This is a genomic window from Mesorhizobium sp. M7A.F.Ca.US.006.01.1.1, from assembly GCF_003997935.1.
Lineage (GTDB): Bacteria > Pseudomonadota > Alphaproteobacteria > Rhizobiales > Rhizobiaceae > Mesorhizobium.
The window spans coordinates 16,526-41,566 of the sequence record NZ_RZQL01000028.1 but is presented as its reverse complement, the minus strand read 5'-3'; the positions used below and the strand labels follow the sequence as shown (position 1 = coordinate 41,566).

At 63.1% G+C, this 25,041-nt stretch carries 22 protein-coding genes; 16 read left to right on the top strand and 6 right to left on the bottom strand.

Annotation, left to right across the window (positions count from 1 at the left end; genetic code table 11):
- The 15 genes from EN943_RS07870 to EN943_RS07800 form a co-directional block, all read left to right on the top strand.
- Positions 1-1,018, top strand: a 1,018-nt coding sequence (locus EN943_RS07870; protein WP_127412168.1) for an HlyD family type I secretion periplasmic adaptor subunit, incomplete at its 5' end; no start/stop codon positions are given.
- A gap of 309 nt (positions 1,019-1,327) precedes the next feature.
- Positions 1,328-1,477: a hypothetical protein gene (locus EN943_RS37940; RefSeq protein WP_206522736.1), complete on the top strand. Its 150-nt coding sequence runs from the start codon at positions 1,328-1,330 to the stop codon at positions 1,475-1,477.
- 158 nt (positions 1,478-1,635) lie between these two features.
- Positions 1,636-3,171: an FGGY-family carbohydrate kinase gene (locus EN943_RS07860; RefSeq protein WP_127412167.1), complete on the top strand. Its 1,536-nt coding sequence runs from the start codon at positions 1,636-1,638 to the stop codon at positions 3,169-3,171.
- The gene (locus tag EN943_RS07855; protein ID WP_127412166.1) at positions 3,168-3,944 is read left to right on the top strand and encodes a DeoR/GlpR family DNA-binding transcription regulator; all 777 of its coding nucleotides are present in this window, start codon (positions 3,168-3,170) and stop codon (positions 3,942-3,944) included. Before EN943_RS07860 ends, EN943_RS07855 begins: the two co-directional genes overlap by 4 nt.
- Before the next feature lie 50 nt (positions 3,945-3,994).
- Complete coding sequence (locus EN943_RS07850; protein ID WP_164778116.1) at positions 3,995-5,653, top strand: glycerol-3-phosphate dehydrogenase/oxidase; 1,659 nt, start codon at positions 3,995-3,997, stop codon at positions 5,651-5,653.
- A 423-nt stretch (positions 5,654-6,076) separates the two neighbouring features.
- Positions 6,077-7,087, top strand: a complete 1,011-nt coding sequence (locus tag EN943_RS07845) for a sugar-binding transcriptional regulator (RefSeq protein ID WP_127412164.1) — start codon at positions 6,077-6,079, stop codon at positions 7,085-7,087.
- Between the two features lie 33 nt (positions 7,088-7,120).
- Positions 7,121-7,777: a DUF2291 domain-containing protein gene (locus EN943_RS07840; protein WP_127412163.1), complete on the top strand. Its 657-nt coding sequence runs from the start codon at positions 7,121-7,123 to the stop codon at positions 7,775-7,777.
- Positions 7,774-9,315, top strand: a complete 1,542-nt coding sequence (locus EN943_RS07835; RefSeq protein ID WP_127412162.1) for a sugar ABC transporter ATP-binding protein — start codon at positions 7,774-7,776, stop codon at positions 9,313-9,315. The genes EN943_RS07840 and EN943_RS07835 overlap by 4 nt, the downstream gene beginning before the upstream one ends.
- Positions 9,316-9,341: 26 nt before the next feature.
- A complete protein-coding gene (locus EN943_RS07830) occupies positions 9,342-10,472 on the top strand; it encodes an ABC transporter permease (RefSeq protein ID WP_127382043.1) in 1,131 nt (376 codons plus the stop codon).
- A gap of 32 nt (positions 10,473-10,504) precedes the next feature.
- Positions 10,505-11,452: a D-ribose ABC transporter substrate-binding protein gene (locus tag EN943_RS07825; protein ID WP_023756738.1), complete on the top strand. Its 948-nt coding sequence runs from the start codon at positions 10,505-10,507 to the stop codon at positions 11,450-11,452.
- Positions 11,453-11,548: 96 nt separating this feature from the next.
- Positions 11,549-13,108 (top strand): FGGY-family carbohydrate kinase, encoded by a 1,560-nt coding sequence (locus tag EN943_RS07820; RefSeq protein WP_127412161.1) that lies wholly within the window; start codon positions 11,549-11,551, stop codon positions 13,106-13,108.
- On the top strand, positions 13,105-14,622 hold the full coding sequence (locus EN943_RS07815; protein ID WP_127412160.1) for a glycerol-3-phosphate dehydrogenase: 1,518 nt from the start codon (positions 13,105-13,107) through the stop codon (positions 14,620-14,622). The genes EN943_RS07820 and EN943_RS07815 overlap by 4 nt, the downstream gene beginning before the upstream one ends.
- Positions 14,622-15,560 (top strand): TIM barrel protein, encoded by a 939-nt coding sequence (locus tag EN943_RS07810; protein ID WP_127412159.1) that lies wholly within the window; start codon positions 14,622-14,624, stop codon positions 15,558-15,560. Before EN943_RS07815 ends, EN943_RS07810 begins: the two co-directional genes overlap by 1 nt.
- A gap of 62 nt (positions 15,561-15,622) precedes the next feature.
- Positions 15,623-16,390, top strand: a complete 768-nt coding sequence (locus EN943_RS07805) for a triose-phosphate isomerase (protein ID WP_127412158.1) — start codon at positions 15,623-15,625, stop codon at positions 16,388-16,390.
- Positions 16,391-16,423: 33 nt separating this feature from the next.
- Positions 16,424-16,861: an RpiB/LacA/LacB family sugar-phosphate isomerase gene (locus EN943_RS07800; protein ID WP_127255095.1), complete on the top strand. Its 438-nt coding sequence runs from the start codon at positions 16,424-16,426 to the stop codon at positions 16,859-16,861.
- Between the two features lie 23 nt (positions 16,862-16,884).
- On the opposite strand, the gene dhaL is transcribed toward EN943_RS07800, so the two are convergent.
- The 4 genes from dhaL to oiaX form a co-directional block, all read right to left on the bottom strand.
- Positions 16,885-17,526 (bottom strand): dihydroxyacetone kinase subunit DhaL, encoded by a 642-nt coding sequence (dhaL, locus tag EN943_RS07795; protein WP_127412157.1) that lies wholly within the window; start codon positions 17,524-17,526, stop codon positions 16,885-16,887.
- 26 nt (positions 17,527-17,552) lie between these two features.
- Positions 17,553-18,560, bottom strand: coding sequence for a dihydroxyacetone kinase subunit DhaK (locus EN943_RS07790; protein WP_127412156.1), 1,008 nt, complete (start codon positions 18,558-18,560; stop codon positions 17,553-17,555).
- Between the two features lie 131 nt (positions 18,561-18,691).
- Positions 18,692-20,026 carry a four-carbon acid sugar kinase family protein gene (locus EN943_RS07785; RefSeq protein WP_127412155.1) on the bottom strand — a complete coding sequence of 445 codons (1,335 nt, stop codon included), beginning with the start codon at positions 20,024-20,026 and terminating at the stop codon, positions 18,692-18,694.
- A 4-nt stretch (positions 20,027-20,030) separates the two neighbouring features.
- The gene (gene oiaX, locus EN943_RS07780; protein WP_127412154.1) at positions 20,031-21,281 is read right to left on the bottom strand and encodes a 3-oxo-isoapionate-4-phosphate decarboxylase OiaX; all 1,251 of its coding nucleotides are present in this window, start codon (positions 21,279-21,281) and stop codon (positions 20,031-20,033) included.
- Between the two features lie 174 nt (positions 21,282-21,455).
- On the opposite strand from oiaX, the gene EN943_RS07775 reads away from it, so the two are divergent.
- Entirely contained in the window at positions 21,456-22,169 is a 714-nt protein-coding gene (locus tag EN943_RS07775; protein ID WP_127412153.1) for a transcriptional regulator NanR, read from the top strand.
- A gap of 2 nt (positions 22,170-22,171) precedes the next feature.
- Here the strand turns inward: EN943_RS07775 and EN943_RS07770 are convergent, their stop codons facing one another.
- Entirely contained in the window at positions 22,172-24,010 is a 1,839-nt protein-coding gene (locus EN943_RS07770) for a hypothetical protein (protein WP_127412152.1), read from the bottom strand.
- Positions 24,007-25,041, bottom strand: a complete 1,035-nt coding sequence (locus tag EN943_RS07765; RefSeq protein WP_127412151.1) for a Gfo/Idh/MocA family oxidoreductase — start codon at positions 25,039-25,041, stop codon at positions 24,007-24,009. Before EN943_RS07765 ends, EN943_RS07770 begins: the two co-directional genes overlap by 4 nt.

Below are 25,041 nucleotides of genomic sequence, written 5' to 3'. Positions count from 1 at the left end.
AATCATCAGTGAGGATCTCGATCGCGCGACCGTCCGCCTCGTCCGGCTGGAGGCCGAGCGCACGGGTCTGGCGGAAATGCAGCTGCCGGTCGGCCTGAAGGCGCGAATGAACCAACCGGAGCTGGCTGCGCTCGTCAACGGCGAGCGCGCCCTCTTTGAAACGCGCGCTTCGGCTTTGGCTGGGCAGAAGGCACAGTTGAAAAGCCAATCTCAGCAACTTGAACGTCAGATCGACGGTCTTAAAGCGCAACAGAGCGCGGTGGATGAATCGGTGGCTCTGCTGAGTAAGGATTTCGCCGACGTTGATTCCCTCTACGCCAAAAAACTCGTCTCCAAGGAGAGGGTGAGCAACATCAAGCTGGATGCCACCCGGGCCAGGGGAGAATCGGGGCGCCTCGCTGCAGCAGTAGCTGAAGCCCAGGCGCGCATCAGCGAAACGGGGTTGCAGATGCTGCAACTGGATGACCAAAGGCGCACTGACGTGACGACCGAGCTCCGCGAGACGGAAGCCAAGCAGACCGAACTCAACGAACGCAGGATTGTGGCGCAGGATGAACTGACCAAGACAACGATCCGTGCACCGCAGTCCGGAACGATACAGGAATCGGCTGTCCATACCGTTGGCGGCGTTATCGCGCCTGGCGAGATGCTTATGACCATCGTACCTGATGCCGACGATCTTGTGGTGGACGCGCTGATCCCTCCGTCGCGGGTCGACGACGTCCGGCCTGGGCAGCCGGTATCGATCCGTTTTCCGGCGTTCGACGTGGGAACCACTCCGGTCTGCCAAGGGTCAGTGAAACACATCTCGGCAGATCTGATTAAAGACCCGCAACGTCAGCTTTCCTATTTCTCGGCGCGGATCAAGGTTGAAAGCAAATCGAACTGCCTGACTGAAGCGAAGGTGCTGAGGCCAGGCATGCCTGCCGAGGTTCATATCCGCACCGACGAACGCAATGTCTGGTCCTATCTGTTGAAACCCTTTGCGGATCAGATGTCCAAAGCGTTTACGCAGTGATGGCGAGGTGGAGGAGGGCGTGACCAATAGGATATCGGAATTTCTGGCGGCCCGACGGCTTTTGGGGGCGGGCGGCCGTCGAGCCTAACCGGCGACGCGGGGATGAAGCGCCTCCGGCTGAAGGAAACATGCGCGTTGTGTGACGCTACCGCATCATTCGAATAGCGCGGCTGGATTACCGCCCCCAGACGACGGCATTCTCGTGCCGTTTGATGATGTGCTTCAGATTCTCGAAGGCGGTCGTGACGTGGCCCGCGAAGCGCTCTGCCGCCGGTGAGCGTGGCCCGCTGACCCGGCGCAGGATGCCGAGTGAGCGGCTGGCTGCGGGATTTCATAGGGCAGCACCGTCACCCGGTTTTCCTTGCGCTGCGCGAAGACCACGGAGAATGGCAGCACGGCCAGCGCATCGGTTTCGGCAAGGATACATCAGACATTTCCACAAAATATCTCATATATTGACGTTAACTTAACATGCTACTATGGTCTGTTTGTCGCGTCGGATGCGTCGCTTTTGTATCACCGTTGCTCGTTGATTGTCGTCATGTCTGTCATCCCTATCCCAACCTGCAGGATTGCCTTGCAGCGCCCTTCACCAGTTGCTGAAAGCGGCGGCGCCCATGCCCAGTTTGCTCGGAATCGATAACGGTCTCACGGTCACCAAGGCGGTGATCTTTGATGCCGATGGCACGCAGTTGTCGGTGGCGCGTCGGCGGGTTCCGCAATCGATGCCCCATGCGCGCTGGGTGGAGCGCGACATGGTGGGCCTCTGGCAAGCGACCGCCGCTGCAATCAAGGAGGCGATCGCGCTGTGTGGCCGCCCGGCGGAGGACATCAGGGCGGTGGCGGCAACCGCGCATGGCGACGGTCTCTATTTGCTCGACAAGGATCGTCGGCCGCTCGGCCCCGGGATCCTGTCGCTCGACAGCCGCGCCGGCAAGATTGTCGAGCGATGGTCGGCGGATCGGGTCTTCGAAGACGCGCTGGCGCGCACCGGCCAGGCGCCGCACGTCTCGGCGCCGTCGGCGCTGCTGGCCTGGATCAGGGAGCACGAACCGGCCCGCTATGGGCGTATCGGGCATATACTGGCCTGCAAGGACTGGCTGCGCTTTTGCCTGTCGGGCACGATCGGCACCGACCGTACCGAGGCCAGCACCTCATTCACGGATTTCCGCACGCAGGATTACGCGCCGGGAGTGATGCGCATCTTCGGGCTGGACGATCTGTTCGACGCGCTGCCGCCAATGGCGCACTCTGCCGAGATCGTCGGGCATGTCACTGCCGAAGCCGCCGAAATGACGGGCTTGTCCAAAGGAACTCCGGTCGCATGCGGACTGCATGACGTGACCGCCTCCGCACTTGGCATGGGCGGCCATGAGGAGGGCGTGCTTGCCATCGTCGCCGGGACCTATTCGATCAACGAAGTCGTTTCATCAGAGCCGCGCATCGACCCGCGCTGGTTCTGCCGCAATGCCATCGACGCAGGCAGCTGGAACAACATGGCGATCTCGCCGGCCTCGACCGCAAACTACGACTGGTTTCTCGACACGTTCTGCCGCTCGGAGCAGGAAAAGGCATCGGTCGATGGCGGATCGATCCATGAAGTTTTGGCAGCAGAGATCGATGAGGCGCTTAAAAACCGGTCGACCATCCTGTTTCATCCCTATCTGTTCGGCTCCCCCTTTGGCGATGTCGCCAGCGGCAGCTTTGTCGGCCTGCACGGCTGGCACAATCGCGGCGATATGCTGAAGGCGGTTCTGGAGGGCATTGCTTTCAATCATCGCACCCATGTTGAGGCCTTGCGCGACGGCTTTGCCGTCAGCGAAATCCGCCTGACCGGCGGCGGTTCGCGCAATCCGGCTTTCGTCCAGATGTTTGCCGATGTGCTGAACGCCCCGGTTATCGTCACCTCGACCGACGAGGCCGCGGCCTTTGGCGCTGCCCTTTGCGCGGGTGCTGCGGTGGGCATCTTCGCGACGCCGCAACAAGGCGCAAGGCAGGCCGGCATGACGGCGCTCCAATACGAGCCTGCCCCGGCCTCGAGTGCTGTGTTCAACGAGCGCTTTTCCCTCTATGGCCGCATAGCCGGTACGCTCGAACCGCTTTGGCCGGAGATCGAGAAGCTGGCGCGGCCACACACCGGGGGAACCGCATGATCAAGGCCGACGAACGACGCGAAGAGATCGCCGACTATGTGATCAAGCTCGGCCAGGTGCGCATCGACGATCTGGTCGAGCATTTCGGCGTGTCACGCATGACCATCCACCGGCACATCGACCGGCTGGCGCAGCAGGGCGTGCTGCGCAAGCTGCACGGTGCGGTGACGGTTCAGCCTTCCGGCCTCTATGAAAGCGCCTTCCGCTACCGGGTGACGGTCAATCGGGCCGAGAAGGATGCCCTGGCGCGGGCAGCACTCGATTATGTCGAGGCCGGCCAGGTGGTGATGCTGGACGATTCCTCGACGGCAAACGCCGTCGCGGCACTGCTGCTCGACGTCAAGCCGCTGACCGTCATCACCAACTCCGTAGCGACGGCATCACTGCTGATCAATGTCGACGAACTCGACTTCATCTGTCTCGGCGGCCAGTACCACAACACCTACAACGCCTATATCGGTATCGTCTGCGAGAACGCCGTGGCGCAACTGCGCGCCAATGTGCTGATCTGTTCGGCTTCGGCCATCACCGGAACCACGGCCTTCATCCAGGACCCAAATGTCGTGCGGGTCAAGCAGGCGATGATGGCCGCATCGGTCAAGCGCATCCTTCTGATCGACCATGCCAAATTCGACAGGATCGCGCTGCATGTCTTCGACGATCTGACCAGCTTCGATGTCGTGCTGGCGACCGAAGGCATGGGCGATGCGCGGGCGCGGGCCCTCGAACGGGCCGGCGTGAAGCTGCGCATCGTCAAGACGAAAGCGCCATGAGCTCGAGCGAAGCAATACGTACGGAAAATCCAGCCGGGCGTCTCGCCGCCATGGCCGGGACCGGCGAGGTCGACGTCGTCATCCTTGGCGCCGGCATCAACGGGGCAGGGCTGTTTCGCGACCTGTGCGCGCAGGGCGTCAGCTGCCTGATCGTCGACAAGGCGGATTTCGGCTCCGGCACCAGTGCCGCGCCATCGCGGCTCATTCATGGCGGCTTGAAATACCTCGAAACCGGCGAGTTCGGTCTGGTGGCGCAGTCGACGCTCGAACGCAATCTGCTTTTGAAGAACGCGCCGCACTATGTCAGCCCGCTGCCGACCGTCATCCCGATCTTCTCCTGGAGCAAGGGCATGCTCGCGGCGCTGCGAACGCTGTTAGGCTCGACCAGTGCGCCACGCAGCCGCGGCGCCATCCTGATCAAGATCGGCCTGATGATCTATGATTTCTACGGCTCGCGAAACCAGGTCATGCCGCGCCATCGCATGGTCGGGCGGCGCCACGCGCTCCGTGAGATGCCGGCGCTCAACCCTTCGATCGTCGCCACCGGCACCTACTACGACGCCAAGATAAGCCATCCCGAAAGGCTGGTGCTCGAACTGATCCTTGATGGGCTACAGGCAAACGCGGCCTCGGCCAGCGCGAACTACACGGAGCTGGTGAAGTCCGCCGATGGCGTGCTGACCTTCCAGCCGGAAAACGGCGCGGCTTTTTCGGTGCGGCCGAAGCTGGTGGTCAATGCCGCCGGTCCGTGGATCGACAATGTCAACGATTTGCTTGGCGCACCGTCGAAGATGATCGGCGGCACCAAGGGCTCGCACATCCTGTTGAAGCATGACGAACTGGTCAAAAGCCTTGCTGGGCGGATGCTTTATTTCGAGGCCGATGACGGCCGTATCTGCCTTGTCTACGACTATCTCGGCCTGGCGCTGGTCGGCTCCACCGACATCAAGGCCGACAACCCCGACGCGGTGCGCTGCGAACCTGACGAAGTCGAGTATCTGCTCGACAGCGTACGCACGCTGCTGCCTGGAATGGCGTTCGAGCGCGACCAGATCGTCTACGCCTATAGCGGCATCAGGCCGCTGCCGGCCTCGGATGCATCGGTGCCCGGCTTGATCAGTCGTGACCACTCGGCGCCGGTCGCCGAGCCGGATCGGAACAGACCTTTCGCAGTCATCTCGCTGATCGGCGGCAAGTGGACGACCTTTCGCGGCTTCGCCGAGGAAGTCGCCGACACCGTGCTCAGCCGCCTGCAACGCAGCCGCAAGGTGACGACGCAGGCCATGCCGATCGGTGGCGGCAGGGGTTTTCCGGCGGATGCCGCAGCGCGAGCAAGTTGGCTGGCTCTGGCTTACTCGGAAACGGGCGCTGAGGAACGGCGTCTCGAGGCGCTGCTGTCGCGATATGGCACCAGAGCCACGCAGATCGCCACGCATGGGCCGGGTGATGACGGTCGGCTGCCGGATTCAGAAAGCTACAGCAAATCGGAAATCGACTACATCGTCCGCACCGAGTTCGTCGAACATCTGGCCGATATCGTCATGCGCCGCAGCACCCTGGCGATATCAGGGTCACTGACGGGCCGGGATCTGCAGGAGATTGCGACGATTGCCGGGCGGGCGCTGGGCTGGAGCGCTGGGCGCCTTGCAAGGGAAGTCGAGGCCGCAATTGTGGAACTCGAGGGCCGGAACCTGATGCGGCTGAGCTGATCGCTCCGTCGCCGATGCGCTTTCCGAAGGCAGTCCGATCGGTTTGCCCATGGATGCGCCGCATCCACAAATCGCCCAACTCACAGGCAGATTGGGATTTTGCCGATATCATATATTATTCTTTATAAATAGATAGTTAGCAGAAAACTGAATAGCCGAGAGCCGTACAGTTCTGCTGGTTAAGGCGTGATATAACACGTATTGACGTTAAATTAACATCATCTTATGATCGGATAACATGCACACCTCCTAATAGGTCGATGTTGCTTGCCGAAACGCCGGCAGACCGACGTTTCGGCAAGGGCGAGACCTGTGAATTCCCCGTATGTGCATGCGCCAATCCGGCGAGGGATTGACAGCGATGCAGGGATGTGAAAATTTTTGCACACAAAGATAATAATATCATCTCAGGGAGGAGATGGCTTGAAATCCGGCGGAGCCACTAACCGCGATCATGAGTCCAGCCTCGCCACCCGCGCGGCCTGGCTTCACTATGCCGGGGGTCTGACGCAGGCCCAGGTGGCCAAGCGGCTCGGCCTGACCAGCCTCAAGGCGCATCGGCTCATCACCCGCGCCACCCAGGATGGCCTTGTCAGGGTGATCATCGACGGCGACGTTGGCGAATGCATCGACCTCGAGCAGCAGCTGATCAATGCTTACGGGCTCGATTACTGCGAGGTCGTCCCCGATCTCGATCAGGACGAGCTGCCGCTGAAGGCCCTTGGCATCGCCGGCGCTCAGTTTCTGAAACGGGAGATCGATCGCGGCGAGGACATGCTGATCGGCGTCGGCCATGGCCGTACCCTTGCCGCAAGCGTCGAGTATCTGACGCGCACCGCCGCCGCCCATATCCGTTTCGTCTCGCTGCTTGGCGGTGTGACGCGCAAATTCGCGGCCAACCCGCACGACGTCATGCATCGGCTGGCCGAGCGGACCGGCGCGCAGGCCTATGTGATGCCTGTGCCTTTTGTCGCCAACACCGCCGAGGACCGTGAGGTGCTGCTTGGGCAGCGCGGCATCAGCGATGTCTTCGACCTTGCAAGCCGGTCCGACCTGATGTTCGTCGGCATAGGCACCGCCGAGCGGGAAGCTTCGCTGGTCGCCACCGGCATGATCGAACATTCCGAAATCGATGAGGTCAAACGCGATGGCGGCGTCGGCGAGCTGCTCGCCCACTTCTTCGACGACCAGGGACGCCCAGTGGAAACGGCGCTGTCGGAAAGAATTCTGGCACTCCCGCGGGACCAGTTGAAGGGCCGCCGGATCGTCGCCGTCGCCGGCGGCAAGGTGAAAATACGCGCCATCAAAGCGGTGCTCGAAAGCCGTTATCTAAGCGGCCTGATCACCGACGAGTCCACCGCTCGTGCCCTTGTCGAACAGAACAAACCCAATGGCGCGAAGCGCCATATGAACGGAGGATCGTCAAATGCGTGACAAGCGCGGATCAGCCTTGCTGGCGGTTGCGTCATGAGCGCGAAAGCCGCCACCGCATCGACCAGGCCGGCCTCGCCCGCCCTGCGTCGGGCACTTGCCGGCGCCGCGGTTGTCGTCCTGCTCGGCGCCATGGCGCTCGATACCAAGGTGGTCAGGATAGGGTCGGCAGGCGACGTTCGCAGCGCCGTGTTTTCCGCCGCTGACTACGGCAAGTCGGAATTTCCCAAGGTGCAGGCCGATGTCGAGGCACGCGCCGCCGACGCGGTGACGGTGGCGACGGCGATCGCCAAGGACAGGGCAACGGCGGAAAAGGAATACGGCGTGCCCGCGGGCGTCGGACCGGTCATCTCGGTCAAGTTCACCGGTGTCGTCGGCGAAGGAAAATCCGGCATCTACAAGGTCGCCGTCGACGGCGTGCCGGACACGCTGATGATCCGCGTGCAGACGGGACCGGCGATCAATGGCACCGAGCTTCGCGATGCCACCGGCAAGATCACATTCGGCCAGTTCACCAACCAGATCGAATACCAGGATGCCGGTTCGGCGCTGAACAATGAGATGAAGAAGGAAGTCCTGGCCAAGATCGATACAAGCACCTTGACCGGCAAGACCATATCGGTGGTCGGCGCATTCAAGCTGGTCAACCCGAAGAGCTGGCTCGTCACCCCCGTGAGGCTGGACGTCAAATGAAACCGGCTACCGACACCGGACCCGCGACTGGCGACGCCGTGCTTTCGGCGCGCAACATCGTCATGTCGTATGGCGGCGTCCATGCGCTCAAAGGCGTCAATTTCGACATCCATCGCGGCAAGGTCACCACGCTGTTCGGAGAGAATGGCGCCGGCAAGTCGACGCTGATGAAGATCCTGTCCGGCGTGGTCACGCCGACATCCGGCGACATCGTGCTCGACGGCAATCTCGTCAGCTTTTCCTCGTCCTCGGACGCGCGCGATCGCGGCATCTCGATCATCCACCAGGAACTCAGCCTGGCGCCCAACCTCAGCGTTCGCGACAACATCTTCATGGGCCGCGAACTGCGCACCAGGACCGGCCTCGACTTCGCCGAGGAGCAGCGCCAGGCGCGCGCTCTGATGGCCGATCTCGAAGAGGACATCGATCCGATGACCCTGGTCGAGGATTTGCGCCTGGGCCAACAGCAGATCGTCGAGATCGCGCGGGCGCTGTCGGTCGATTCGCGCATCCTGATCATGGACGAACCGACCTCGGCACTCAGCGCAACCGAGGTGGAAGTTCTGTTCAAGGTGATCCGCGATCTGACCAGCCGCGGCGTCTCCATCGTCTACATATCGCATCACCTCGAAGAGGCGCTGCAGATCACCGACTACGCGGTTGTCCTGCGCGACGGCGCCATAACGGCAACGGCCGAAGCCAGGGATATCGATCTCGAGTGGATCGTGCGCAACATGGTCGGCGAGAACTTCGATCTCGGCTCGCCGCCGACCGATCATGCGTTCGGTGGGGTCGCCCTTTCGATCGATGATGTCAGCGTCGTCGACACTTCGGGCTCAGGTTATTCCGTCGTCGATCACCTGTCGCTGGACGTCAGGGCAGGCGAGATCGTCTGCATCTACGGGCTGATGGGCGCAGGGCGCACGGAGTTGCTGGAAGCCGTCGCCGGACGGGTGCCGATGGCTGGCGGCCGCGCGCTTCTGGAAGGCGAGGACGTTTCGGGGCTGAGCATTGCCCAGCGCATCTCCAGAGGGCTTGTGCTGGTCCCCGAGGATCGCCAGCGCGACGGGCTGGTGCAGACGATGACCGTCGGCCGCAATCTTTCGCTCGCCAGCATCGAAGCGTTCGCCAAGGGGCTGTTTCTGTCCCGTTCGAGAGAGCGAGAGCTGGTCGAGGACTCGATCCGCAAGGTGACCGTCAAGACCGCTGGCGGCAACGCCATGATCGGATCGCTGTCGGGCGGCAATCAGCAGAAGGTCGTCATCGGCAAGATGCTGACGACCAACCCCAAGGTCATCCTTCTCGACGAGCCGAGCCGCGGCATCGATGTCGGCGCCAAGGCCGAAGTCTTCCGCTTGCTGAGCGAACGCGCTGCGCAGGGCCTTGCCGTCGTCTTCTCGACCTCTGAGGTCAACGAATGCCTCAGCATTGCCCACCGCATCGTCGTCATGCGCCGCGGCAGGATTTCAGCCGAATTCGGCGCCAATGCCACCAAAGAGCAGATCATGGCCGCCTCGGGCGAAGCCGTGGTCGCCTGATCACCAGGAATTTCGGAGCCCACACCATGACCGATGTCAGCCAGGCCAGAAAACAGTCCAGTCCAAGCGCGAGCGAAGGCTTCGATCTTGCCAAGTTGCTGCTCGAGGGCCGGGCCTTCTTTGCCCTGATCGTCATCATCGTCGTCTTCTCGATCCTGTCGCCCTACTACCTCTCGGTGGCGAACTTCCTGACCATGGCTTCGCATGTCGCCATCTTCGGAATCCTCGCGATCGGCATGCTGCTCGTCATCCTCAATGGCGGCATCGATCTGTCGGTTGGGTCGACGCTGGGTTTGGCCGGCGTCGTTGCCGGTTTCCTGATGCAAGGGGTGACGCTGACCTGGCTTGGTGTCGTTCTCTATCCGCCGGTCTGGGTGGTCGCGGTGCTGGCCTGCATGCTCGGCGCCGTCGTCGGACTAATCAACGGCGTGCTCATCGCGCGCTTCAAGGTTCCGGCTTTCGTCGCCACGCTCGGCGTCATGTACATGGCGCGCGGCCTGGCGCTGCTGATGACCAGCGGCCTGACCTACAACAATCTCGGCGGCAAGCCAGAGCTTGGAAACACCGGCTTCGATGCGCTTGGCTTCAACCGCTTGTTCGGCGTGCCGACGGGCGTCGTGGTTCTCGTGGTCATCGCGCTCATCGGCAGCATCGTCTTGAACCGCACCGCTTTCGGGCGCTGGCTCTACGCCTCGGGCGGCAATGAGCGCGCGGCCGAACTGTCCGGCGTTCCGGTCAAGACGGTGCAGATTTCCGTCTATGTGCTTTCAGGCATCTGCGCCGCCATTGCCGGCCTTATCCTGTCCTCGCAGCTGACGTCGGCGGGGCCGACCGCCGGCACCACCTACGAACTGACGGCCATCGCGGCCGTCGTCATCGGCGGCGCGGCGCTTACCGGCGGCCGCGGCAACATCCGCGGAACCCTGCTCGGGGCCTTCGTCATAGGCTTCCTGTCCGACGGTCTGGTGATCATCGGCATCTCATCCTACTGGCAGACAGTGTTCACGGGCGCGGTCATCGTGCTCGCCGTGCTCCTCAATGCCGTTCAGTATCGCCGCCGCAGCAAGCTCCCAAGCGCCACAGGTGGCCAACCGACTTCTCAGAAACGGGGGAAGGCCGAACCGGCCAATCCTGCCCAAGGGAAGACTGCCAGATGAACTGGCAGCAACACCGCGTAATCATTGGAGGAATGTACATGAAAACCATGCTGAAAAGTCTGCTCGCCGCCGCAATGGTCGTCGGGTTCACGGCCGCCGCGTCAGCCGCGGGCCTGATCTCGATCATCGTCAACGATCCGGCCAACCCCTACTGGCTGACCGAGGGCAACGTCGCCAAGGCCGAGGCCGAGAAGCTTGGCTACACGGCCAATGTCGGCGCCCACAAGGGCGACACCAACACGGAGAGCAACCTGATCGACACCGCCATCACCAACAAGTCGGTGGCGATCATTCTCGATCCGGCCAACGCCGATGGCTCTGTCGGTGCGGTGAAGAAGGCGATTGCAGCCAATATCCCGGTGTTCCTCGTCAATGCCGAGATCAACCAGGAAGGCCTCGCCAAGGGGCAGCTCGTCTCCAACAACGCGCAGGGTGCTGCTCTCGGTGCCCAACAGTGGGTTCAGGCGGTCGGCGAAAAGGGCAAATATGTCGAACTGCTCGGCGCCCCGTCGGACAACAATGCCGCCACGCGCTCGAACGGTTACGCGACTGTGCTGAGCCAGTATCCGGATCTCGAAAAGGCTGCTTCGCAGGTCGCCAACTGGGATCGTACCCAGGGCCACGACAAGATGCAGAGCATGCTGCAGGCCAATCCCGACATCATCGCCGTGATCAGCGGCAATGACGAAATGGCGCTCGGCGCGGTTGCGGCGCTGAAGGAAGCTGGCAAGCTCGCTGGCATCAAGGTCGGTGGCTTCGACGGCTCCCCGGACGCGGTTGCGGCGATCAAGTCCGGTGAACTGCAGTACACCGTGCTTCAGCCGGTCGCCATCTTCTCGGCCAAGGCCGTGCAGCAGGCGGACTCGTTTATCAAGACGGGTGCCACCGGTGCGGCGACCGAGAAGCAGCTGTTCGATTGCCTTCTCATCACCAAGGACAATGTCGACAAGTACACCGCACCCTTCGTGCTGTCTGAATAAAACCTGCACAGGGGGTGTCCTTGCGGACACTCCCTGCCTCTTCTACGAAATGACTGCCTTCGTGAACTGCCTTCGCAACCAATCGGAATTTGCGGCATGAAAGACCTGCTGATCGGCATTGACGCGGGAACGTCGGTGATCAAATCGATCGCTTTCGATCTGTCCGGGCGGCAGCTCGCCATGACGTCGGTGCCCAACAGCTTCGTCACGCTGGAAGGCGGCGGCGCCGAGCAGGATCTCGACCAGACCTGGCGCGACATGGCGCGGACCGTTCGCGATCTTGCGGCCAAAATTACCGACCTCGCACAACGAACCGCGGCGGTGGCCATCACTGGGCAAGGCGACGGAACCTGGCTGATCGATAGCGACGGCTTGCCTGTCTCGCGCGCCTGGCTGTGGCTCGATGCCCGCGCCGGACATTTGGTGGACGAGATGCGCGCCGATCCCCGTGATCGCAGGCGGTTCGAACTGACCGGCACGGGGCTGAATTCCTGCCAGCAAGGCGCCCAGCTTGCCTTCATGAAAAAGAACCATCCCGAGATGCTGGAGCGGGCGGCCACCGCACTGCATTGCAAGGATTGGCTTTACTTCAAGATGACGGGCGAGCGCGCCAGCGATCCCTCCGAAGGAACATTCACTTTCGGCGATTTTCGGTCGCGCACCTATTCCGACGAAGCCCTCGACATCCTGGATCTGACGACGCATCGCCGCCTGTTGCCTCCCATGCTCGAAGGCACCACCGACCATCATCCGCTATCGCGATCGGCGGCGACGGAGACCGGCCTGCTCGAAGGCACGCCGGTGGTGCTGGGCTACGTCGATATGGTCATGACGGCGCTCGGAGCCGGCCTCTATGATCCCTCAGGCAATGTCGGCTGCACGGTCATCGGCTCGACCGGCATACACACGCGCTTCGCCGCCACTCCCGATGATGTCGTGCTGAACGCCGATGGCTCCGGCTACACGATCGCCATGCCTATTCCGGGCGCCTTTGCACAATTGCAATCCAACATGGCGGCGACGCTCAACATAGACTGGGTGCTTGGCCTTGCGCGCGACGTGCTCGCCACGGCTGGCGGCAAACCTTCTCATGACGAGTTGCTGAAGGCCCTCGATGCTTGGGTGGAAGCATCGGAGCCGGGATCGCTGATCTACCAGCCTTATATCTCGCTAGCCGGCGAAAGAGGGCCATTCGTCGACCCTGACGCACGCGCCGGCTTCATCGGCCTTTCGGTCAAGCATGGCTTTGGCGATCTGGCACGCGGCGTGCTGGAGGGGTTGGCCTTCGCCGCCCGCGATTGCTACCAGGCGATGGGCGCCGTGCCGAGCGAGATCCGCCTGTCGGGCGGCGCCGCGCGCAGTCCGTCTCTACGTCGCATCATCGCGGCGGCGACCCGGGCGCAGGTGCGCACCAGCAGCCGCCAGGAAGCCGGCGCGGCGGGTGCCGCGATGATGGCCGCGGTCGGGCTCGGCGTCTACGGCTCCATGGAAGACTGCGCCGCCGAATGGGTGACGCCGCTTCTCGGCGACTGCGATGCCTATGACGAGGCGCTTTCGCAAACATACGATGCGCTCTTCCCTTCCTTCGTTGCGGCGCGCCAGGCGCTTCGACCGGTGTGGAAGGGCATGGCGCACCGCACAGGAGCAGGATCTTGAGCAATACAACTGATGTCGTCGATCTCTTCGTGATCGGCGGCGGCGTCAATGGGGCCGGCATAGCGCGTGATGCGGCTGGCCGCGGGTTGTCCGTCATCCTGTGCGAAAAGGACGATCTCGCCCAGGGCACCAGTTCGCGCTCCGGCAAGCTGGTGCATGGCGGCCTGCGCTACCTCGAATATTATGAATTCAGGCTGGTTCGCGAAGCGCTGATCGAACGCGAGGTGCTGCTCGAGGCGGCGCCGCACATCATCTGGCCGATGCGCTTCGTTCTACCGCACAGCCCGCAGGACAGGCCGGCATGGCTGGTCCGGCTCGGGCTGTTTCTCTATGACCACCTTGGCGGCCGCAAACGCCTGCCGGGGACAAGGACGCTGAACCTCAAGACTGCGCCGGAAGGCGAGCCAATCAAGGACGAGTTCAAGCGCGGTTTCGAATATTCCGATTGCTGGGTGGACGATGCGCGCCTGGTGCTGCTCAATGCGCTTGATGCCAGCCAGCGCGGCGCCAGAGTGCTCACGCGCACCGCCTGTGTCGCGGCGCGCCGTGAAGGCGGACTATGGTCGATCGACATGCAGGATGGCCGCACGGGCGCCGTCACGAAAGTCCGCGCGCGGGCGCTGATCAACGCGGCAGGGCCCTGGGTCAACGACATTGTCAGCCGCGTCGCCGGGCAGAATTCGACGCGCAATGTTCGGCTCGTAAAAGGCAGCCATATCGTCGTGCCCAAATTCTGGGAGGGGCGGCAGGCCTATCTGATCCAGAACAACGACAAGCGGGTGATCTTCGTCAACCCGTACGAGAACGATCTGGCGCTGATCGGCACGACCGACATTCCCTACGAAGGCAGGCCCGAGGAAGTGGTCGCCGAGGCCAGCGAAGTCGACTACCTGATCAAGGTGGTCAACCGCTATTTCAAGCGGCAGCTGACGCCACAGGACGTGGTCTACAGCTTCTCCGGTGTGCGTCCGCTCTATGACGACAATGCCGACAATCCAAGCGCGGTGACGCGCGACTATATTTTCGAACTCGACGCCTCCAACGGCAACGCGCCGCTGCTTTCGGTATTCGGCGGCAAGATCACCACCTTCCGCAAGCTGTCGGAACATGCGCTGGAAAAGATCCAGCCGTTCTTTCCGACGATGAAGAAAGCCTGGACCGCCAAAATTCCCTTGCCAGGAGGCGACCTGCCCAATGCGGACTTCGAGCAGTTTCTGAGCGAATTGCATGCCGAATTTTCATGGCTCAGCCCGTCACTGGTAAAGCATTACGCGCGAAGCTATGGCACCCGCGCCAGGCAATTGCTCGCCGGCGCGCATGGCGAAGCGGATCTCGGCCGCCGCTTCGGTCCCGATCTGTATGAGCGGGAGGCAAGATTCCTGGTCGAGACCGAATGGGCCGGCACATCAGCCGATATACTGGAACGCCGCACCAAACATGGCCTGCATATCGATGCGGCCGAGCGGCAGGCATTCGAAGACTGGTTCGTTAACATCATGGCGACGGCAGACTGATGGCCTTCACGCTTTCCCTCAACACCAATCCTCTGGTCAATCGCTTCGCCGATCCAGACGATTTGATCGATGCGATCGCCTATGGCATCGGCATCCGCGACGTGCAGCTGACGCATGAATTCGTCAATCCGGGCTGGCCGGCGGCGACGATTGCCAAATTCCTGCGCCTGTTCAATAGGGCGCTGTCGCGGACCGGTGTCAGGATCACCTCCGGCATGACCGGGCCTTATGGCCGGCTCAATCATTTCGGCCACCCGGACGCGGATGTCCGGCGCTACTATGTCGACTGGTTCAAGACCTTCGCTGACATTTCAGCCGAACTCGGCGCGTCAGGCATGGGCACGCAATTCGCCATTTTCACCTACAAGGACTTTGACGATCCGCAACGGCGGGCAGCACTTCTCGACATCGCGCTCGAATGCTGGCGCGAGGTGGCCGAGCACGCCAAGGCGGCGGGTCTGACATACCTGTTCTGGGAGCCGATGTCGGTCGGCCGCGAGTTCGGCCAAACGATCGAAAGCTGCGTCACGCTGCAAGGCGCCATCGATGCGGCGAAGCTACCCATCCCGATGAAGATGATGGTGGATATCGACCATGGCGACGTCACCTCGCCCAACCCTGCCGATACCGATCCCTATGCTTGGGCGAAAGCATTTCCATTGCAATCGCCCATCATTCACATCAAGCAATCCTCCATGAACAAGGGCGGCCACTGGCCGTTCACGGCCGCCTACAACAAGGATGGCCGCATAGTGCCGCAGAAGTTGCTGGACGCGGTTCGGCAGGGTGGCGGAACCGACAATGAAATTTGCCTTGAACTTTCCTTCAGGGAGAGGGAACCAGTCGACCATCAGGTTATCGAGATGATCCGCGAGTCGGTGGATTTCTGGGCGCCTTACGTCGACAGTGGCCGCGACAGCCTCAAGCCTCGGACTTGAGCGAATACGTCGCCCGAAAGCCGGCTTCGACGTCGGCCGCAACAGATCGAAGGAGACGAAGAATGGCCCCATATTGGGTCGGCACGAGCTGGAAGATGAACAAGACGCTTGCCGAGGCGTTGCTGTTCGCCGATGCGTTGGCCGCCTTTGTGCCTGGTTTCGATCAGGCGATACAGCCTTTCGTCATTCCCCCCTTCACCGTCGCGCGCCAGGTCAAAGCGGCGCTGGCCGACACCCGCGTGAAGGTAGGCGCCCAGAACATGCATTGGGCCGATGCCGGTGCCTGGACGGGAGAGATTTCGCCAGTGATGTTGAAAGACTGTGGGCTGGATGTGATCGAACTCGGCCACAGCGAGCGCCGCGAACACTTCGGCGAAACGGATGCGACCGTCGGACTGAAGACGGCAGCGGCGGTCAGGCATGGTTTCGTGCCATTGATCTGCGTCGGCGAGACGCTGGCTGAGCGTGAATCAGGCCGCGCCGATGCGGTGTTGACGGCACAGGTTCTCGGCGCGCTGCAGGAGCTCAGCGGCGATCAACTGAAGGCGGAAATCCTCTTTGCCTACGAGCCCGTCTGGGCAATCGGCGAGAAGGGCATTCCCGCAAGCGCCGACTATGCCGACAGGCAGCAGCAGCTGATCAAGAAGGTTGCCGCCGACCGGCTGCCGATTGCTCCGCCTGTGCTTTACGGCGGCAGCGTCAATCCCGGCAACGCGGCCGAACTGATCGGCCAGCCGCATATCGACGGCCTGTTCATCGGCCGCTCGGCGTGGCAAGCAGAAGGCTATATCGACATTCTGAAAAAGGCGTCAGCCGCCATCGTGCGCTGACCGCCAAAAGACCTAGCAAAGGAGCTTATCATCATGAAGATCGCACTCGGAGCCGACAGCGCCGGCAAGCCGCTGCTCGACGTCATCGCCAAGCATCTCGCCAGCAAACCGGAGCTGCAGGTCGTCGACCTCAGCCAGGCCGGATTCTACGCCGATATCGCCGCTGCGGTCGGCCACGAAATTCTTGACGGCAACTACGACCGGGCCATCCTGTTTTGCGGCACCGGCATTGGCGTCAGCATCTCAGCCAACAAGGTGCCGGGCATTCGCGCCGCATTGACCCACGACACCTATTCCGCTGAGCGCGCCGCCAAGTCCAACAACGCCCAGATCATCACCATGGGCGCCCGTGTCATCGGTCCCGAACTGGCGAAATCGATCGCCGACGCGTGGCTTGCCTCGGAGTTCGATCCGAATGGCCCCTCCGCCACAAACGTGCAGGCCATCGACAAGCTCGACGCCAAGCGCTGAAAGACGCGGCAGTCCGCTGCTGATCAGTCGGTCAGGGCGACCCGCATCGCCTCGATCACGGTCACGGCGGAGGCGGCGCCCGGGTCCATGTGGCCAAGCGAGCGTTCGCCGAGGCGCGATGCCCGGCCCTTGGTGGCGACCATCGACTTGGTCGCTTCCGCGCCTGCCTTTGCAGCCTGCGCCGCAGCTTCGAGACTGCCCGCCAGATCCTTGCCGGAGGTCAGCGCTTCGCCTGCCGCCTGCGCAGCCGCCGCCCATGCATCGATCATCGTCTTTTCGCCAGGCTCCGCCTTGCCGCGATCCTGAATGCCCTTGGCCATGGCCTGGAACAGAGCGACCACATCCGCGTCGTCAAGCGTCGTCTTGCCCTTGACGGCTGCCGCGGCGCGCATGAACGCGGTCGCATAGAGCGGACCGGAGGAGGCGCCGACCGCATTCAGGAACGACTTTGCCGCCGTGTTCAGCAAGGTGGTCGGATCGGTGGCCTCGATGTCCAGTGCGGCGACTGCATCGCGTGCCGCCGAAAATCCAAGCTCCATCGCGATGCCGTGGTCGGCGTCGCCGATAACCCCGTCAAGCGCGCATAGTCGGTCCCTGTCGGCGGACATGGCGGTTGCGATCGCCGCGAACATCGCGACAAGGCGGGCGGTGTCGATTGTCGTCATGTCTTAGTCCTTGCCACAGAGTGGGTTTAGCCGGCGCGAAACATGGCGCAGTCGCAGGGGTGGTCCAGCATCGTCTGCAACTCGCCGTCCAACCGATGCAGAGTGATCGAGGCCCCTGCCATTTCGAGCGAGGTGCAGTAATTGCCGACCCAGCTTGCGTGGATGGACACACCGATCTCATCGAGCCTCTGCTTCACGCGCCGATTCATGATGTAGAGTTCCATCAGCGGCGTTGAGCCCAGCGAATTGACGAGCACCGCGACCTTGTCGCCGCGCGCCGGCGCTATCTCGTCGAGGATCCTGTCCAGCATCTCGTCAGTGATCTCGTCGGCCTTTTTCAACTTTTCGCGCGCGATGCCGGGCTCGCCGTGGATGCCCATGCCGATCTCCATCTCGTCCGGACCGATCTCGAAATTAGGCCGGCGGGTCTGCGGCAGCGAACAGGGCGACAGCGCCACGCCCATGGTGAAGGTGTGGTCGTTGGCCTTGCCGGCGATGCGCTCGCATTCGTCGAAGGACAGCATCCGGTCGCAGGCGGCTCCGGCCGCCTTGAAGATGAAGAAATTGCCGGCGACGCCGCGCCTCTTGTGCCGCTGGTCGCGCGGTGCCGAGGCGACGTCGTCGGTGCTCAGCACCGTGCGCACCTCGATGTCGTCCATGGCGGCCATCTCGGCGGCCATGTCGAAATTCATCACGTCGCCGGCATAATTGCCGTACATGAAGAGCACGCCGGCGCCGCCGCTGACTGCCTTGGCGCATTCGAGGATCGGGTCCGGCGGTGGCGAGGCAAAGACATTGCCGATGGCCGCCGCGTCGGCCAATCCCTTGCCGACAAAGCCGAGAAAGCTCGGCTCGTGGCCCGAGCCGCCGCCAATGACGAGGCCCACCTTGCCCTGGCGCGGTCCGTCGCGGGCGATGATGGAGCGTGGACTGCCGTCCACGCTTTTGAGATGGCGGGGATGCGCTGCCAGGATGCCTTCCAGCATCTCGTCGACGGCGCGGTTGCCATCGTTGATGATCTTCTTGGTCTGCACCCGGCATCCTCCCGATTTCGGCATTTTCGCAGATAATACCGGGTGTTACCGGGATTTCCACCCGGCAGGGCGCATTTCGCGTGTTGAAGTGCTCTCGCACGGCGGCACCTGAAATCCAGGTGTCGGCTGGTTCAAGTGCCGAGGCCGTCGCGGATGGCTGAGAAATAGCGATCGGTTCCGACCTGGCCGCCCTTGAGCGCGACCTCCAGTCCGTCGATCGCCTTGACGCGCGAGTGGGCAACGCAGAGCGGCGAGCCAGGCGAAGCGGGCAGCGGCATGCGGATTGTCAGGGCATCGACACCCATTTCGCCGAGTGCATGGCTCGACGTGTCGCCGCCGGCAATGACCACGCGCCGCAGGCTCTGTTCGATCGTCAGCGCTCGAAGGATTTCTCCAAGGCCGCGGCCAAGCCTGTGGCGGGCGCCTTCCTGGCGGTCGATTTCGGCGCCCCTGTCGGCACTGGGGCCAAGCGCGGTGTAGAGGATGACGCTGCGCCCGGCTTGCAGACTGGTACGGCCGCTTTCCGTTGCGCGCGCGATCGCCTGCTGTGAGGCCTCCGAAACCAGCTCGACGGGATCGACCTCGATGCCGTCGAAACCGTCGGTCAGAGCATGCCGGATCTGCCGCTCGGTGGTCGGCGAACAACTGCCCGACACGACGGCTATCCGCTCGGCAGCGCCCGGCGGCGTGAAACCTTGTCCAGCGCCGACAATGTCATTCGACGCCCATTCGGCCAGCAATGCATACTCGACCCCGGACGAGCCGACGACAAAAGAACCGCCGGGCTTGCGAACGCGCCATAGCTCCTTGCCGGCAAGGGCCTGGGTTTCCAGATTATCGACATCGACAAGCACGATAGCGGTGCCGTTTCCGGTCAGGCGATCGAACGCCGCCGACCGCGATGCCGACTGCAGCGTCGCAAGGTCGACCAGTCCGGAGCTCAGCGCCGTCTGCCGCGACAGATGGATCAGCAGATCGGACTCATCCATCGGCGTCGTCGGGTGGCGGCTCATCACAGGGTGACGATCGATGCGGAAATATTGGTCGCGATAGGCGGCGAACAGGTGGCCGAAGGCGGTGTAGCGCTTGAGCTGCGGCGCGCCGACCAGCAGCGGCACGCTATCCTGCGCGAACACCGAGCGGCCGATCTCGATGGCTCGGCCGATGCTGCCGATCGTCGGGCTGGAATCGAATGTCGAGCAGACCTTGTAGTGGCAAATCGCGGCGTTGAGCGTCTTCAACCAGGCGAAGGCATCGCGCAGATGCGTGTCCATCCACTGCGGCGCCTCGCTGCGGCTGGTGCCGGCCAGCCCGATCGCCCGGCAATGGCCAAACCGGGACAGCAGGGCCGGGTCCGGCTGGCGCATGAACAGCACGGTCGGCACGCCACCGAGCTCAAGCGCCTCCATGACGTCGGTCGAGCCGGTCAGGTCGTCGCCATAATAGCTGAGAAGCAGGTCCTGCATGGCTTCAGGCTGCCTTGCCGTCGCCGAATTTTTCGATCGACCGCGCCAGTTCGGGATGGTTCAGGGCGAAGTCCGCCAGCGGAATGCCGTCGACCGCCGCTTGCCAGGCTTGCTGCACGGCACGCACGCCGGCGCCCGGTCCGTCCGGATGGCTGACGATGCCGCCGCCGCAGAGATAGAGAAGATCGACGGTCCGGCCGGTCCGCGCATATGTCTCGGGCGCCTGACCGCCCCACTGGCCGGAGCCGGCGACCGGCAAGGCGCAGTCCTCAGGCGAAAAGATCGGCGACGTCACCGCCTTGAAGGATTCGACGAAAGAGTCATCCGGTTCCCAGTATTTCGAGGCGATGCCGTTGATCTGGAACTGATCGACGCCGAGCAGCCGCCAGAACTGCTGCCAGACCTTGAAGTCCATGCCGAGACCTGGGTGACGGGTGAGGATGTCCCAGCCGTTGCGGTGAGCATGCAGCACCAGGCTGGAGCGCTTCCTCAGGAACGCCATGCCGCCGAAGCCGATGGAGTTGATGTTGACCACCGCGCAATTGCCGCCAGCCTCCACCACCAGATCGTGGTTGCGCATCAACTCGTCCGGATCGGCGTGCGAGATGCCGAAGGCATACATCACCTTCTTGCCGGTCTTCTGCTCGTGATCGAGGATGAGCGGCATGATCGCCTTCACCCGCTCGGCCAGCGGCGAATAGGCCGGGCTCATCAGTTTCTCGTCGTCCTTGATGAAGTCGACACCGGCGGCGATCAGTTCCGCCACCATTGCCGCCGTCTCGTGCGGTCGCAATCCGAGCGCCGGCTTGACGATCGTACCGATGATCGGGCGGTCCGCCACACCCGTCACCCGGCGGCTGCCGGCGACCCCGAACTGTGGGCCGGGATGCGCGCCGCGAAAATTCTCCGGCAGCTTCATGTCGACGACTCGAATGCCGGTGAGGCCCTTGATCGAATAGGTGCCGCCGATGGCGATCGTCATCAGCGCCGAAAGGTCGGTGCCGATGGCATCGAACGGAAAGGCGATGTCGACATCCGCACGCTTGAACGGCCCCTTGCCGTCATCGGGAAGCGACGGCCGCTCGGCGTCGGGCAAAGGCCGGATCGCCAGCACACGCGCCGCCACCCGGGCCTTCAACTCCTCGGTCTCGCCGGGCAGCGCGACGAAGGTGCCGGTGGACTGATCGCTGGCGATCTTGGCCGCCAGCGCTTCGATGCTTTCAGGCGTTTCGATGCGGTAGGTGAGGGTGATCATGGTCCGCTGTCTCAAGCCAAGGCGTTCGAAAAAGGTTCACCGGTGTTTCAAATCTGGTATAATGAGTACATAAGTATTGCAAGTCATATCCGGCAACGGGATCGACAGACGGCAATTCCGTGAATTGTGGCGGCAGTGTTAGATAGGGCCGGATCAAGGGAGTGATTCGCGACGATGAACCGTTCGGAACCGATTGTCCGGCGCAAGCTTTCCGATGAGGTCTTCTTGCGGCTGAAACGCCTGATCACCAGCGGCGAGCTGATGCCGGGCGACGACATGCCGTCGGAGCGCGAGCTGATGGAGCGTTTCGAGGTGGGCAGGCCGGCGATCCGCGAGGCGATGCAGGCGCTGAGCAATATGGGGCTGGTGGCGATCTCGCATGGCGAACGCGCCAAGGTGCTGCAGCTGACCGCCAAGTCGATCATCAGGCAGGTCGATGGCGCCGCCAAGATCATCCTGTCATCGTCGAAGGACACGCTGGAGCACCTGAAGACCGCACGCATCTTCTTCGAGCGCGGCATGGTTCGGGAAGCCGCCGAGAAGGCCACCGCCGAGGATGTGCAGCGGCTGCGGGCCACCGTTGCCGAACAGCGCGGCTTTCGTGGCGACTCCGAAGCCTTCATTTCGGCCGACATGAAGTTCCACACCCAGATCGCCGCGATCTCCGGCAACCCGATCTATGTCGCCGTCAGCGAGGCGATGCTCGGCTGGCTGAAGGAATACCACACCGAAATGCTGATCTGGACCGGCAAGGAAAAGTTCACGCTCACCGAGCACGAAGAGATCATAGGCCGCATTGAACAGAAGGATGCGGACGGCGCCGAGAAGGCGATGATCAAGCATCTCGAACGCTCGCGCGCGCTCTACGTGATGAATTCCGAAAAGTAGCTTCAGCCGATCCGGACGATCGCGTAAGGGGTCATCACAAGATGGCCTCGGCCAAAAGCTGAAATGTCGACCGGCACGTCGTCCGCCGTCAGGTTCGCCAGCCACGCGACAGTCTCGCCCGAGGCCAAGCGCCCAGCCAGCGCCAGCACCTTGGTCTCATCGCTCGTCCTTGCCGCCACATGCGCAAGGCCGGCCAGTTCGCAAAGCCCCTTGATGGCCCTGAAGAGCGGCCGGGGCGATCCTTCCACGACGGGTTCTCCGGATGACGCCAGCACGCCGAACGGTCCGGTGAAGCTGGAGAGCGTCAGCATCTCCAATCCGGCAGGCGCGACGCGTGCGGCATAGCCGATCGTCCAAGCCGCCGCGAATTGGCCGGCATGGCGCGGGTCGCTGTCGGCCATGGCAATGCGCTGTCCCCCGGCATTGGGCTTGGTCGCTCCGCCATAGGGATTCTGGCGCATGGCAATCGTCGATGGTCCGATCCGGTAGGGCCTTGCCCCGAAGATCGCCCGTGCCGACTGGGTGATGAAAGGCAGCGCCTCCAGCGACTGCATGATGCTGAGATCGTCGGCGGCATGCACGATCGGGCAGGTGCAATGGGTGATGAAATCGAGCTGGTCTGCCGGAACGCGCTTGCGGTTGAGCTCGGTGAAATAGCTGAACATGCCGCCACCGAGGCGGATATCCGGAAAGGCGCGCCGCGCCGCCGCGTAAACGTCCTCGAGCGGCGGACAGTCAGGCCACGCGCTGCCCGGCGGCGTCGACTGCCGGTCGACTGACGGCGACACGGCAATGGCCGAGAGTTTCAGCCCGGCCTGACGTACCAGGTCGGCGACGCCTGACAGCTCGGCGTCGAGATCGCCAGCGCACACAACGACGCATTCGAGGGTCGTTGCGGCAGCGTGGGCAGTTGCGAGCCGGGCGAAAGCGCACAAGGCATCGAGCCCGTGGCCGCGCGTTGGATCGTAGTGAAAGAGCAGCTGTTGGGGGCCGAGTGTCGTCAGGGTGGAGAGGTTCGCCAGCGCCGTCTCGACATCCTCGGGATAGATGACCACGCCGATATCGGGCAGCCTTGGCCCGGTCTCGCCGAGTTCGACGCGGACCGGTTCGCTGGTCACGGTGGCAGCCGGCGCTTTGCCTTCACCTGCGATGCGCAGGCTGATCGTCTGGCGCAGGGGTTGGCCGGCAGGCAGCACATAGGGCCATGGCAGCGCCAGCGGCCGCACGTAGGTCTTGTAGGAGGCGTCCGACCAGTTGCGCTGGTCCTCCATTTCGAAAGTATCGCCGTCCATCCGGCATTCGGCGGTGACACCAGGCCGAACCTGATGCGTGATGGCGCGGATATCCTTGAAAGGCTGCCAGGGGTCGATCAGTTCGGGAAGCTTTGTCGCCACCACGTTGCCGTCCGTATGCTCGACCGTGACCGGGCTGCCGGCGAGGCCGGCGATCGGGTGCAGGATACAGAAGCCGCAGCGATTGGTTTCGAAATCGCTTTCGGGTAGGGCGCGGACGTCGAAGACCAGACAACCATCGGCGGAGCCTTTGATGGTGGCGCGGAATCCGAGCTGGCTTCCATCGGGGGCCAAGCAGCCTGCCGAATAGCTGACCGAAAAAGCGTCGGCACCCTGCTCGATCACCAGGTCTGTCAAATTTGGCGCATAGGTGCCCCAGTCGCGGTCACGCACGATATAGGCGATGGCGCGTAGCACTTCGGTGCCGCCATGCCGAATGGTGCGCAGATTGCCGTTGACGAAGTCGGCGCTGAGCGCGCCTGCGCTGAGCCTGACCGGCTCGGCCTCGACCACGCGCGTGCCGTAAAGGAGGAAGGTATCGGCGGTCATTTCAGCGAGGCGTCGAGTTGCACCGGTTGCCGGCTCGCGGCCCCAGCATAGGCGGCCTCGACCAGCGCGAACGTCTTGAGATTGTCCGCGCCCGAGGTCGCCGGTTGTACGCCCTTTGCCAGGCAATCGACCCAGTGCTGCTGGATGGCGACGACGCTTTCCTGGATGTTGTGCCAAGGCCGCGACGCCCATGGCAGCAGCGGCGGCGAGACGTCGATGACGGCCGTGCCGCTCTTGCCGGTGACGGTCAGCCGGTATCCCTGCGCCAGCCGGATCGTGCCGTCGCTGCCGTCGATCTCGATCAGCGTCTCGGGAAACGGCTCCGTGGCGAGCTTCGTCGCGTAGCTGCAGTCGACCACCGAGGTAGCACCGCTGTTGTGATCCATCAGCATCGTCGCGACGTCCTCGCCCGATATGCCGGGGTTGATGCGCACCGTCCGCGTCGTGATCGTGGACACATCGCCGAGCAGGAAGCGCGCGATGTCGAGGATGTGGATGCCGAGATCCTCGATGATGAAGCGCTTTCCCGTCGCCAGATAAGGCTGGCCGGAAAACACGTCATAGGCGGAGCGGAAGGAGATGCGACCGAAGAAGGGCATACCGATCTCGCCGCTGTCGAGCACGGCGCGCACTCCCTGGATCGGCGACTGCCAGCGAAAATTCTCATGCACCATCAGCGGCACGCCGGCCTCAGCGCATGCCCTGACCATCGCCTTGGCGTCGGCGAGTGTCGGCGCGAACGGCTTTTGGCAGATCACCGGCACGCGGTGCTGTGCCGCCATTTCGACCAGCGGACGATGGCTGGGCGCGGTGGTGGCGATATCGACGAAGTCGAGGCTTTCGCCGGCCAAAAGTTCCGCCGCATCGGTATAGCGCTTCGCAATGCCGAACTGGTCGCCGACGATCCTGAGCCGCTCCGGATCACGATCGCAGATCGCGACGATCGAGGCGCCTGCTATGTCGCGCCAGGCATGCATCTGGTTGACGGCAAAGAAGCCGCAGCCGATCAGCGCTCCCCGCAGTTCCGCCAT